This window comes from Actinoplanes sp. NPDC020271 (assembly GCF_044388125.1).
Classification (GTDB): domain Bacteria; phylum Actinomycetota; class Actinomycetes; order Mycobacteriales; family Micromonosporaceae; genus Actinoplanes.
Map to the genome: position 1 here is coordinate 435,150 of NZ_JBIRWQ010000002.1, position 12,405 is coordinate 447,554.

The 12,405-nt window shown below is 71.8% G+C and carries 13 protein-coding genes; 7 read left to right on the forward strand and 6 right to left on the reverse strand.

Going from position 1 to position 12,405, the window contains the following annotated elements:
* Position 1: 1 nt before the first annotated feature.
* The 5 genes from ACH442_RS05715 to ACH442_RS05735 form a co-directional block, all read right to left on the reverse strand.
* Positions 2-1,456 (reverse strand): methyl-accepting chemotaxis protein, encoded by a 1,455-nt coding sequence (locus tag ACH442_RS05715; protein ID WP_396336746.1) that lies wholly within the window; start codon positions 1,454-1,456, stop codon positions 2-4.
* Entirely contained in the window at positions 1,453-1,986 is a 534-nt protein-coding gene (locus ACH442_RS05720; protein WP_396336747.1) for a chemotaxis protein CheW, read from the reverse strand. The genes ACH442_RS05715 and ACH442_RS05720 overlap by 4 nt, the downstream gene beginning before the upstream one ends.
* Complete coding sequence (locus ACH442_RS05725; protein WP_396336748.1) at positions 1,983-3,356, reverse strand: CheR family methyltransferase; 1,374 nt, start codon at positions 3,354-3,356, stop codon at positions 1,983-1,985. The genes ACH442_RS05720 and ACH442_RS05725 overlap by 4 nt, the downstream gene beginning before the upstream one ends.
* Entirely contained in the window at positions 3,353-3,829 is a 477-nt protein-coding gene (locus ACH442_RS05730) for a chemotaxis protein CheW (protein ID WP_396336750.1), read from the reverse strand. Before ACH442_RS05730 ends, ACH442_RS05725 begins: the two co-directional genes overlap by 4 nt.
* A 137-nt stretch (positions 3,830-3,966) precedes the next feature.
* Entirely contained in the window at positions 3,967-5,283 is a 1,317-nt protein-coding gene (locus ACH442_RS05735; protein ID WP_396336751.1) for an acyltransferase, read from the reverse strand.
* 301 nt (positions 5,284-5,584) lie between these two features.
* Between ACH442_RS05735 and ACH442_RS05740 the strand changes: the two genes are divergently transcribed.
* On the forward strand, positions 5,585-6,121 hold the full coding sequence (locus ACH442_RS05740) for a CAP domain-containing protein (protein ID WP_396336753.1): 537 nt from the start codon (positions 5,585-5,587) through the stop codon (positions 6,119-6,121).
* A 10-nt stretch (positions 6,122-6,131) separates the two neighbouring features.
* Here ACH442_RS05740 and ACH442_RS05745 read toward each other — a convergent pair whose 3' ends face one another.
* Positions 6,132-6,584, reverse strand: a complete 453-nt coding sequence (locus ACH442_RS05745; protein ID WP_396336754.1) for an SRPBCC domain-containing protein — start codon at positions 6,582-6,584, stop codon at positions 6,132-6,134.
* A gap of 95 nt (positions 6,585-6,679) precedes the next feature.
* Between ACH442_RS05745 and ACH442_RS05750 the strand changes: the two genes are divergently transcribed.
* The 6 genes from ACH442_RS05750 to ACH442_RS05775 all read left to right on the forward strand — a co-directional run bounded on the left by ACH442_RS05750 (position 6,680) and on the right by ACH442_RS05775 (position 12,354).
* Entirely contained in the window at positions 6,680-7,285 is a 606-nt protein-coding gene (locus ACH442_RS05750; protein WP_396336755.1) for a TetR/AcrR family transcriptional regulator, read from the forward strand.
* 214 nt (positions 7,286-7,499) lie between these two features.
* Positions 7,500-8,210: a L,D-transpeptidase family protein gene (locus tag ACH442_RS05755; protein WP_396337078.1), complete on the forward strand. Its 711-nt coding sequence runs from the start codon at positions 7,500-7,502 to the stop codon at positions 8,208-8,210.
* Positions 8,211-8,282: 72 nt separating this feature from the next.
* Positions 8,283-9,614, forward strand: coding sequence for an efflux RND transporter periplasmic adaptor subunit (locus ACH442_RS05760; protein ID WP_396336756.1), 1,332 nt, complete (start codon positions 8,283-8,285; stop codon positions 9,612-9,614).
* Positions 9,611-10,285, forward strand: coding sequence for an ABC transporter ATP-binding protein (locus ACH442_RS05765; protein ID WP_396336757.1), 675 nt, complete (start codon positions 9,611-9,613; stop codon positions 10,283-10,285). Before ACH442_RS05760 ends, ACH442_RS05765 begins: the two co-directional genes overlap by 4 nt.
* The gene (locus ACH442_RS05770; RefSeq protein ID WP_396336758.1) at positions 10,282-11,466 is read left to right on the forward strand and encodes an ABC transporter permease; all 1,185 of its coding nucleotides are present in this window, start codon (positions 10,282-10,284) and stop codon (positions 11,464-11,466) included. Before ACH442_RS05765 ends, ACH442_RS05770 begins: the two co-directional genes overlap by 4 nt.
* Positions 11,467-11,469: 3 nt before the next feature.
* Positions 11,470-12,354, forward strand: a complete 885-nt coding sequence (locus ACH442_RS05775) for an EamA family transporter (protein WP_396336759.1) — start codon at positions 11,470-11,472, stop codon at positions 12,352-12,354.
* The last annotated feature ends 51 nt before the right edge of the window (positions 12,355-12,405 follow it).

The following is a 12,405-nucleotide window of genomic DNA, read 5'->3' on the forward strand; positions in this document are numbered from 1 at the left end:
CTCAGTGGCTCCGGGTCCCGACCATGTCCAGCAGCTCGCCGGAGAGGTTGCTCAGGTGCGCCGCGGTCTGCTTGGTCTGCACCGCGCTGGTCTCGTTGTCCCGGGACACCCGAGCGGTGTCCGAGACCGCGACGTTGACCTGCTCGACGGCGGTGGTCTGCTGCTTGGTGGAGAGTTCGATCTCCCGGGTCGCGTCGTTGGTGGTGGCGACGAGCTGCGCGATCTCCCGGAAGCTGCTGGTGGCGTCGTCGAACTGGCGTGACCCGGCGTCGACCGCCTTCGCGCCGATCTCGGTCGCCATCACCGTGGTGTTCACCGCGCCGCGCACGTCCTCGATCAGCGCCCGGATCTCCTTGGCCGACGCGGCGGTGCGGTCGGCGAGCTTGCGGATCTCCTCGGCGACCACCGCGAACCGGCGGCCCCACTCGCCGGCCCCGCTCGCCTCGATGGTCGCGTTGATGGCCAGGATGTTGGTCTGCTCGGCCAGCTCCGAGACCAGGTCCACCACCGTGCCGATCTGCTGCGACTTCTCGCCCAGGGCCAGCATGTGCTGGACGATCTGGTCGACCTGGGTGCGGATCGCGGTGATCGACGCCCGGGTCTGGTCGATGGTGTGGTCGCCGTTGCGGGCGGCGGCCTCGGTCTCCTCGGCGATCTTCGAGACCCGCTGGGCGCTGTCCGCGATCTGCCGGGACGTGATCAGCAGCTCGTTGATCGTCGTGGTGATCTCGTTCATCGCGCTGGCCTGGTCCCGGCCGCCGTTGACCTGCTGCGCGGCCGCCGCCTCGAGCTGCGCCGACGAGCTCTGGATGTGCCCGACCGCGGCGCCGACCTCCCGCCGCAGGTCCCGGCTCAGCCGCCAGGCCACCATGATCGCGCTGCCGGTGGTCAGCAGGCCGAGCCCCATGATCACCGCGATGGCGAGGTTCGCCTGCCGGGACGAGTGCCGCTGGTCGGCCTGGACGTCGGCCCGGACCCGGTTGATCAGGTCGGTCAGCGCCGCTTGCACCGCCTGGCGCGCCTGCAGGGCCTGACTGCTCGTGGCCGGGTCGGCCTTGGTGTTCGCGGGCAGGGCCATCAGCCCGTCGACCATCGCCGCGTGCGCCTGCTCGGTCTCGGAGACCCGCGCGATCAGGGTCTTGATCGTCCCGTCGGCGCTCGACCCGAGATCGTTCAGCTGGCTCCGGAAGTCGATCCGGTCCTGCGCGAGGGCGTCGGTGAACTCCTGCGTCCGCCAGAGCATGAAGCCGCGGAAGTCGGCGAGCCGCCTCTCCATCAGCCGGTTCAGGTTCTCCGCGCCGGTCAGCTCCTGGGTCGCGGCGGTTATCACCCGATCCTTGGCCTGCACCACGAACAGCATGCAGACCACGGAGACGATCACCGAGAGCATCGTCAGGACACCGGTGATGCCGACGCCGACGCCCATCTTCCGGCCGAATGTGTGCCCCTGCATCATGGGGTCCCCTCCGTGTGTTCGTGCCCGGCGACCCGGTGGGCCAGGGCTCGGATGGCCGGCACGTCGACGATCGGCCGGTCGCCACCCGGCAGACGGACCATGCCGCGCAGGCAGCCGCGGGGCTCGGCGGCCCCGGAACCGTCCACCACGTCGGCGGCCGGCACGCGTACGTGGTGATCGAGCTGATGGAAGGCGAGCGCGAGCGGCGGCGTGCCGGCGGCCAGAACCAGCCAGCGCGGCTCGTCGGCGATCGGGTGGCCGAGCAGGGCGGCCAGGTCGTAGACCGGCACCACCACGTTGGCGAACCCGGCCAGCCCGCGCAGTGCCGGCACCGAGGTGGGCAGCGGCGTCACCGGCCGGTCCGGGAAGAGGCCCGAGGTCTGCGACAGCCGCATCGCGTACGCGCGCCCGCCCGCCCCGACCGCGAGCAGCTCCACCGAGTGGTCGTCCAGGGTGCGCAGCGGCACCGAGAACGAGTGATCGAAATCGGCCCGCAGCCGGTCGACCCGGGTCCGGATGCGATCGGTCATCGCCGGGTGTCCCGCGACATCGCCGCCTCCAGCTCGGTGCGGCACAGCGAACTCAGCGTCAGCCGCCCGAACCCGCCGCCGAACAGCGTGATCCGTTCCTCGGTCTCGCGCGGCAGCAACTCCAGCGCCACGGCGAGCTCGTCGGCCGCCGCCCGCCCGTCGCCGCGCCGCCGGGCCAGCAGACCCGTCCGCAGCCGGGGCATCGCGAACCCCGGATCGAGGTAGGCCGCCAGCCGGTACTGCGCCTGCGCCCGCTCCGGGTCCTCCACCTCCAGGCAGAGGCCGAGCAACTGGTGCGCGTCCGGGTGCGGCATCCCGGCGTCGATCAGCCGGTGCGCCAGGTCACGGGCCTCCTCGAGCCGGCCGAGCTGGGCCAGCAGGACCCCGCGCAGCACCAGGTCGTCGTCGGCCACCACGTCGAGCGCCGCCGCGAACCGCTCCTCGCCCAGCAGCTCCAGCGCCCGGGCGTGCGGATCCTGCCGCGGGCGGCGGGCCTGCGGCGGCCGCTCCCGGACCCGCGGGCGGGGATCCGGCGCGGGAGCCGGGGTGCGTGCCACCCGCCGGTAGTAGACGGTGTCGCCGAAGTGCTCGACCGTGTACCCGTCCGGGTGGCTGCCCAGCGTGTCGGTGTGCCCGAGGAACAGGGCGCCGCCCTCGGCGAGCGAGTCGGTGATCCGGCCCAGCAGCGTGGCGGCGGTCCCTGCGGTCAGGTACATCAGCAGGTTCCGGCAGAAGATCACGTCGTAGCGCCCCGGCTGCCAGATGCCCGGATCCTCCGGGCCCGCGACGTTGTGCTCGGCGAACCGCACCGACGCGACGATCTCGTCGCTCACGGCAAGACCGGCGTCGGTACGGCGGAACCACCGTTGCCGTACGTCGGCGGGAGTCTCCCGCAACGACCACTCGGAGTACTGCGCCCGCCGAGCCCGCCGCAGCATCTCCTGATTGGCGTCGACGCCCAGCACCGAGATGATCCAGTCCTGGGCCGGCCGGGCCCGGTGCGCCGCGATCGCCAGCGAGTAGGTCTCCTCGCCGGAGGAACAGCCCACCGAGAGCAGCCGCAGCACCCGTTGACCGGCCCGCGCCTCGAGACGTTCCGGGAGCACCCGCCGGGTCAGCGCGCGGAACTGGTCACCGTGCCGGAAGAAGTAGGTCTCGGTGATGCTCAGCCGCTCGGCGAGCACCCGCGTCTCGTCCGGCCAGTCCGGCCCGGCCAGCCGGTTCAGGTAATCGGTCTCGGACAGGCGGCGGGCGGCGGCCCGCTCGGCGAGCACCGGCAGGATCGGCACCGCCTCGACGTCCGTGGTCGTCCACCCGAGCCGTCGTTCGAGGATCCCCCGGAACCGCGCCAGGGGCAGTTCGGTCCTCACGCCGCCGCCCCCGCGCCGGTCGTCTCCTGAGCCGCGGCCTCCCACACCTCGTCCGGCACGGTCCGGATGCTGCGCAGCACCAGCAGCGGCTCGGTGCCGAACCGGCCGACCGCGGCCACCAGCGATCGGGACGCCCCGGTGAACATGGTGCTCGGGCCCTCCGGCGGGGTCGCGTGCACGTTCTGCACACCGAGCACCGGCCCGGTCGCGCAGGCCACCGGCCCCCGTCCGGCCGGCACCGCGACGTACCGGTCGATCTCGCCGGTCACCCCGGTCAGCAGCCGGGTCACGTCGATCACCGGGGACGCCTCGCCGCGCAGGATGGTCAGCCCGAGAACGTAGTGCGGTGTCCCGGCCAGCGGGCGGGTCGGCAGCGGGCGCATGGTCTCGATGACCTCGGACAGCGGGAGCGCACAGAAGAGCGGCCCGGCCTGGAAGACCAGCGCGTCCACCCCAGCCTCTTGCTGCCCCACGGGTTCAGGCTAGCGAGGGATCTCTTCGCTTTCGCGAGCTTTGCTCGCTTCGACAGACCTTTACGGCCCGGCGGGCGGTGGCCCGGGGGCCGGCTCCGGTGGACGGCCGCCCACCGCGCACCGGAGCCGGCGTCTGGTCACTCCTTGGTGGCCCACCAGGTGGGAATCAGGGAGTTCTCGTCCCGCTTCCTGCCCTTCGACAGCTCGATCTTCTCGGTCGGCGCGGCCGCGGTCGTGGCACTGTGCCGGGGCGGGGCCGGGGGACGCCCGGCGACCGGCTCGCCGTCGCGGACCTCGGCCCAGCCGGCGTGCGGCAGCCCGTCCGGTCCGAGCTCGGGCCAGCCCGCCGGCACCGGGCCGTCGCTACGGGGAGGGGGCGGCTCCGCGGCCTTCGGCGGGGTGGGCGGGGGAGTGGTGTCCGGCCAGAGCTGTGGACGACGGCGGGCCGCCAGATCCTCGACCCAGCCGAAGAGCACCACCGCGACCGCGGTCAGCGCGACCGTCATCGTCAGCGTCACCGGCTTCTCCAGGTCACCCAGGTCGTCGAAGGCCAGGAACGTGAGGATCGGCCAGATCGCCGCGATCGCCAGGTTGTGCCAGAGGTAGACGGTGACGGCGCGGGCGTTGAGCAGCGTCACGGCACGGTCCAGCACGGGCATCCGGCCGAGCCAGGCCATGCTCGGCTGCCAGCGCAGGAACAGCAGCACGAACGCGAGCGAGTAGAGCGACTGGGACTCCGACACGTCGTTCAGGTCCCAGGCGTCCTCACCCTGGTGGCCGCGCTGATACCAGAGGGCCACGCCGGCCAGCGCCACGGTCAGGAACACCACCGTCGCCGGAGCCAACCGGCGCAGCCGGCCGTCGCGGTGGGCGAACCCGGTGATCCAGCACGCGGCGTACGTGACGAAGTCCCACATCACCACGTCGGCCGTCTCCGGCAGCTCGAAGCCCGACCTGTCCAGCATCATGATCGCCACGAACGGGGCCAGCACCAGCAGCCAGCAGGCCGGCCCCATCCTCTTCCAGAGGAACCAGAGCACCGGCGAGGCGATGATGAACCAGACGTACGCCCGGATGTACCAGAGCGGTTCCCACGAGTCGACGCCGAGCTCACTGCCGGGCGGGTCACCGAGCGGCAGGATCCAGAAGGCCAGCTTCCACCACGTGAACGGGTGCTCGCCGTCCTCCTCGTGAGCCCAGCCGAAGGCGATCATCACCGGCACGGCCAGCAGGCCGAGCAGCCACAGCGGTGGCAGCAGCCGGCGCAGCCGGGACGTCACGACCCCGGCGGCCGGGCGCTTCTCCAGCGACGCCGCGGTCAGGGACCCGGCCAGCGCGAACATGACGCCCATGGCGGGCATCACGATCGACAGCCAGGACCAGCCGAAGAGGTGGTAGACGATCACCCGGAGGATTGCCGCGGCACGGAGCAGGTCCAGGTATCGGTTGCGCACCGGGGAACCGTAGCCACGTGATGTCCCGGTCTGACACGGTCGGACGGTTGACAAGACCGCCTTACCGGATTACCCCGATAGCGGGAAGTCTGCCGGATCCCGGTGCGATTGTGCGACGCCCGTGCTCGGGCGTGATCGTGCCTTTGCGCTGCTCACGACGTACGCACCAAGGGTCTTCGATCTTATGGTCCGAAATGGCCGGCCCGGGGGCGAAGTGACCGGCCCGCGGCCTGTGACGTTGGTCAACCGCGGGAGCGCCCCATCGCCGGCGGGGCGCGCGACGGAATGGGTCCACGACGTCATGCGCAAGTCACTGGTGGTGCTCGGACTGATCGCGGTCGCGGGCGGGACGGCCGCCACGCGCGCCGCGGCACGGGAACCGGCGGTGGCCGACCCGATCGCCGCGTCGCACACCGCGGTCACCGCGGCCAGCATCTCCGACAGCCCCGCCGCGCCGGTCCAGCAGCAGGTCCTCGCGCTGATCAACCACAACCGGGGGAAGGCCGGGTGCTCGGCGGTGACCGTCGACCGGCGGCTGATCGAGGCGGCCAACCGGCATGCGGCCTACATGGCCCGCAACGACTACTTCGCGCACAGCACTCGCCGTGGGCAGGATCCGGGGGAACGCGTCACCGGGGCCGGGTATCGGTGGAGTCTCTACCGCGAGAACCTCGCGCTCGGGCAGGACAGCCCGTGGGACGTGGTGGCGGGGTGGATGACCAGCCCGGAGCACCGGGCGAACATTCTCAACTGTCAGTTGCACCAGATGGGGATCGGGCTGGCGATCAACGCCAAGCGGACACCCTACTGGGTCCAGGAACTGGCCAGCCCTCTCTAGTCTCCGTGGGTCATGCCTGCTGAATCCGGTGGTATGCCGCGAGCACGGGCGGCAGGCCCTCGGTGAGCATCTTCTTGCGGACCGAGCCGAGCAGCTTCGACATCGCGAACCCGCCGGCGCCGGTGAAGCCCGTGTGCCTCCAGGTGAAGCGGGTGCCGCCGGGGATCTCCTGCAGCAGATAGGTCACGTCGGTCACCGCGTCCGCGTCCTCGTCGCCCCTCCACGTGTAGTGCATCGAACGTGGCGCGTCCACGGACATCACCTCGCAGTGGACGACGCCGGCCCAGCCCATGGTCGGCTTGCCCATGAATCGGAACTTCGTGCCCGGCACGGGTGCGAAGTCCTCCGGGCGCCCGCCCTGCCCGGTGGTGGTCCACCGCGCCACCTGCTCCGGGTCGGTGAGGACGTGCCACACCTCGTCGACGGGGTAGGGGTACTCGCGGATCACGGTGTACTCACTCATCACGAATCTCCTCGGATCGGGCGTCCCAGCCGGGACGACAGCAATCTACCTAACGGTAGGTAGGCAGTCAACCGGCCGGTAGGTAGGCTTCCCGTATGGCCACCCCACACCGGACCCGCACGGCAGGACGCCGCGACGGAGCGGAGACCAAGGCACTCGTACGCCGGACCGCGCTGCGGCTGTTCACCGAACAGGGCTACGAGGCGACGTCGCTGCGGCAGATCGCCGACGAGCTCGGCATCAACAAGGCGTCGCTGTACTACTACTTCGACGGCAAGGAGGCGATCCTCCGGTCCCTGTTCGACGAGCGCGGCACCGAGGCCGAGCGGCTGGTGGGCTGGTTGCGGGAACAGCCCCGCACCCCGGAACTGCTCGCGACGGCGGTGCTGCGCTGGGTGGACTCCTTCACCGCCGAGAAGCTGCAGGGCCTCCGGTTCATGAGCGCCAATCCGCTCCTCGCCCGCACCCTGACCGGCGGACCCGGCGGGAACCGGGTCGGGGCCGGCCTGAACGACTTCGTCGACGAGCTGACGACCCTGCTGCCCGACCCGTCACCGCAGAACGTGCTGCTGTTGCGTATGGCGGTGCTCAGCATCAATGCCGCCGTCCAGGCCGCTGCTCCCACCGGCACCGGCGACGAGGTCGTCGTCGCCGTCGCCCGGCGGGCCGCACGGGCCGCCCTCGGCGAGATCACGAAATGAGCTGACGGCCGGACGATCCGGCCGGTGACCGAATCACAACTCTCCGGAACGTCAAGCGCGGCACCGGGATGCCGATCGGCATCCCGGTTTCATGTCACGGTCCCTCCCTCGATCGTTTTCGCGGGGCCGTTGTGCTTCGATGTGCGGACGACACTCCTGGGGAGGATGTGATTTGGCAGTGAAACGTGTTACCGCACGTCTCGCGACAGCGGTCATGGCCGCCGTGGTGGGCGGCGGTCTCGGCGCGTTCGCCTTGACGCCGGCGAGTGCCGGTGCAGCGGTGAAGAGCGCGCCGGTGGCCACCACGGTGGTGACCAAGGCGGCCGCCGCGTCTTGTGCGACCGGCAAGTACCAGAAGCAGGTCGAGACGTACCTGAAGAAGCTCGGTGGCTACGGCACCGTCACGGTCGACGGCAAGCAGTCGGCCGCGGACTGTGCCGCGATCAAGAAGTTCCAGAAGCGGTTCGGCATCCAGCCGGCGCAGGGGCTGGCCGGCGCCACCACCTTCGACGTGGCCAAGCGGCTCGCGGCGACCAAGACCGCGGCGTGCAAGGCCGGCAAGAAGGGTGTCACCTTCTGCGTCGATCTGACCAACCAGACGACGTGGGTGATGAAGGACGGCAAGGTCTACGTCAAGCCGACCATCACCCGTACCGGCATGAAGAACTACCGCACGCCGGCGGGCACCTTCAAGATCAACAAGCGGACCCGCAAGGAGTGGTCCGACCCGTACCACGTCTGGCTTCCCTACTGGCAGCGCTTCATCGGCGGCCGTGGGTTCCACCAGACGACCACGTACATCCACGACAAGTGGCGTGGTTCGCACGGCTGCGTCAACCTGCTCCAGCAGGACGCCGCCAAGTACTACAGCATCGGCAAGATCGGTTCGACCGTGAAGGTCTTCGGGCGTCGTCCCGGTACCTGATCCATCGATGCAGGAACGGGCCGTCCCTCACCGGGGCGGCCCGTTCCGCTTTCCCGACATAGAGTGGCCTCTGTGTCTCGCACCCACTCCCGGGGAGCGCTGATCGTCGGCGGCATCCTGGTCCTGCTCCTGCTGACCGCGGCCTCCTGCGATGACGACGACACCGGCGTACGCCTCGGGTCGGCGACCGTCGGGACCGTCGACGAGATCGTGGAGGCGCCCGGGTCGGTCACCGCCCGGACCGCCGCGACCGTGGCCGCGCCGGCCGCCGGGACCATCGGCGAGCTGCGCGTCGAGCCGGGGGATCGGGTCTCCCGGGGTGACGTGCTCGCGGTGATCGACTCGCCCGAGCTGCGGCAGCGCCGGGATGCGGCGTTGAAAGCGCTCGATGCCATCCCCCGTGGCCGGTCGTTCGGAGGCGGCGCTGATGTCGTGCAAGTCCAGAAGAAGACCGACAGAAAAGCGGCCGATGCGTTCGACCAAGCAGCTGATGCCGCCGAGAAGATCACCGATCCGGTGCTCCGGGCGGCGTTCCAGCAGCAGGTGAACGCGGCCCGCGAGCAGTACCAGGCGGCCTCGGACGCGGCTGCCGCCGCTGTCCGCGCCGTTCAGCACGGGGTCTCCTCGCTCGGCCAGGCGGTTTCCTCACTCTCCGCCGCGCAACGGCTTCAGGCCCAGCAGGCGTACGACCTGGCCGACGCGGCCGTCGACGCGCTGACTCTCAGGGCGCCGGTCGCGGGTGTGGTCCAGTTCGGCGGCCCGGCGCCCGCCGCGCCCGTCGACTTGTCCGCCCTGGCCGGCGCCGCGGGCGCCGGGTCCTCGACCTCCTCGTCCTCCGCCGAGGGGGTCGACTCCCCGGTCTTCAAGGGCGCCTACGTGACCCCGGGGACACCGCTGCTCACCGTGGTGGACGTGGGTAAACTCGGCCTGACCGGCGAGGTCGACGAGACCGACGTGCTGCTCGTCGAGCCCGGCGTGAAGGCCGACGTCGAGCTGGACGCGGCCACCGGGGCGAGCTACCCGGCGACCGTGCGCTCGGTGGACCTCCTCCCGACGACGTCCGCGCGCGGCGGAGTGTCGTACCGGGTGCGGCTCGACCTGGGCGCCGGGACGCTCACCGACGGCAGCGGCGCGGCGCCCACACCCCGCCCCGGGATGAGCGCGGTGATCCGCCTGAAGGTCCGGCGGGCCGCCGACGCGGTCACCGTCCCGGCCTCGGCCGTGGTCAGCGCCGACGGGCGCGACACCGTGTGGGCGGTGCAGGACGGGCACTACCAGGCGGTGCCGGTGCGGCTCGGTGTGCAGGGGGACGAGAGCGTACAGGTGATCTCGGGAGTTTCCGCCGGTCAGCAGATCGTCGTGGCCGGCACCGACCGGGTGCGGCCCGGCGACGAGGTCCGGTGACGACCGCCGCGATCGTCGCCACCGACGTGACCCGCACCTACCAGCTCGACGGCTTCGCCGTGCCGGCGCTGCGCGGGGTGTCACTCACCGTCGAGGAGGGCGACTACGTGGCCGTGGTCGGCACCTCCGGCTCCGGCAAGTCGACGCTGATGCACCTGCTCGGCGGCCTGGACCGGCCGACCAGCGGGACACTGCTGATCGGCGGCCGGGACGTCGGCGCGCTCACCCCGAACGAGCTGGCCGAGCTGCGCAACACGACGATCGGGTTCGTCTTCCAGTCGTTCCACCTGCTGGCCCGGACCACCGCGCAGGACAACGTCGGGCTGCCGCTGGTCTACCGCGGGATCGGACGCAAGGAGCGCCGCGCCCGCGCGGCCGCCATGCTGGAACGGGTCGGGCTCGCACACCGGATCACCCACCGGCCGAACCAGCTCTCCGGCGGGGAGCAGCAGCGGGTGGCGATCGCCCGGGCGCTGGTCACCGACCCGTCGCTGCTGCTGGCCGACGAGCCGACCGGGAACCTGGACTCGGCCACCGGGCAGTCCGTCCTCGCGCTGCTGGAGTCGCTGAACGCCGACGGGGTCGCGGTGGTGCTGGTCACCCACGACCGGGACGTGGCGGCGCGGGCCCGGCGGCAGATCGTGATGAGAGACGGGTTGATAGTGCCTTGAGAGTCGCCGAGGCGTGGCGGGTCGCGCTCGACGCGCTGCGGGCCAACCGGCTGCGCAGCCTGCTCACCATGCTGGGCGTGGTCATCGGCGTCGCCGCCGTGGTCGCCCTGGTCGCCATCGGGACCGGGACGAAACAGCAGATCGAGCGACAGGTCGAAGGGCTCGGCAGCAACCTGCTGATCGTCGTACCCGGAAAGTTGACCGCCGGGGCCGCGCCGACCAGCTCACCGATGACCCTGGACGACGCCGACGCGGTGAGCCGGGTCGTCGGCGACCGGTCGCGGGTCGCCGTCACGATCGCCTCGGGGGAGACCGTGCGGGCCGGCAAGCTCGCCACGTTCGCCAGCATGCAGGGCGTCCTGGAGACCACACCGAGCGTCTTCGTCCGCAAGCTCGACCGCGGCGCCTACCTGACCCGCACCGACGTCAGCACCGGCCGCCGCGTCGCGGTGCTCGGCGCCGGCGTGGCCCGGACCCTGTTCGGCGAGAAGGACCCGATCGGCCGGCAGATCACCATCGGCGGCGTCCGGTTCCGCGTCGTCGGCACGTTCGAGCAGCTCGGGCAGAGCCTCGGCGTCGACCGGGACAACGAGGTGCACGTGCCGGTGACCGCCGCGCAGCGGCTGCTCGGCACCGACCGGATCGACGGCCTCGCGATCCGGGCACCCGACCGGGACACCATCGACCAGCTCGGCCGCGACGTCGTCGCCACGCTCACCGACCGGCACCCGGACACCGACTTCAGCGCGGTCACCCAGGAACAGATCCTCGGGGTGCTCGGGGACATCCTCGGCGTACTGACCGGGGTGCTCGCCGCGATCGCCGGGATCAGCCTGCTCGTCGGTGGCGTCGGCGTCTCCAACATCATGCTGGTCTCGGTGCGTGAACGGACCAAGGAGATCGGGCTGCGCAAGGCGGTCGGCGCCCGCCCGCGCGACATCAGCGTCCAGTTCCTCCTCGAAGCGGTGCTCCTGACCACGACCGGGGGAGTGCTCGGCATGCTGCTCGGCGCGACCGCGGCACTGCTGGTGGACGGGCTCAGCCCGGTCCCGGCCGCGCTCACCTGGTGGTCCATGGCCCTGGCCTTCGGGGTGTCGGCCGCGGTCGGCATTATCTTCGGCGTCGTCCCAGCCCAGCGGGCCGGCCGGCTCGACCCGGTGGTGGCCCTGCGAACGGAGTAACACATGAAACGGGTACCCGCGCCGATCCTCGTCCTGGCCGCGATCGCCTCGGTCCAGTTCGGCAGCGCGGTCGCCCGCACCCTCTTCGACGACCTCGGCGCGGCCGGGGTCACGTTCCTGCGGCTCGCCATCGCCGCGCTGATCCTCGGCGTGCTCACCCGGCCCCGGGTGTGGACGTGGTCGCTCGCCGCCTGGCGGGCCGCGGCGCTGCTCGGGCTCTTCATGGCCGGCATGAACCTGGTCTTCTACTACGCGATCCAGGACGTCCCGCTCGGCACCGCCGTCACCGTCGAGTTCCTCGGCCCGCTGCTGCTCGCCCTGATCCAGACGCGGCGCCTGCTCGACCTGTTCTGGGCCGCGCTGGCCGGCACCGGCGTCGTGCTGCTCGGCCTGCACTCCGGCGGGACCGCACCGATCGGCGGCCTGCTGCTGGCGCTCGCGGCCGGGCTCTGCTGGGCCGGGTACATCGTGTTCAGCGCCCGGGTCGGCGCGCTCATCCCCGGCACCAGCGGGCTGACCGTGTCCCTGGCCATCGGTGCGGTGCTCGTGGCCCCGTTCGGGCTGGGCCGGGCGACTGCCGTGCTCGACCACCCGCACCTGCTGCTCGGCGGGACCGCGGTCGCGCTGCTGTCGTCGGTCATCTCGTACGGGCTGGAGCTGCACGCTCTCCGCCGGATCCCCACGCGCGTCTTCGGCATCCTGATGAGCCTCGAACCGGCCGGCGCGGCCCTGGCCGGTCTGCTCGTGCTCGGGCAGCGGCTCGGGCCGGTCGAGATGGCCGCGCTCGTGCTGGTCACGCTGGCCAGCGTCGGCGTGACGCTGGCACGCCGGGCGCCGGTGGTGCAGGCACCGCCGTCCTCGAGGAACAGGCCGGCTCCGACGCGCTGACCGGAGCGGCCAACCGGCGTGCCTTCGACGAGGCCCTGCACGAGGCCGTCC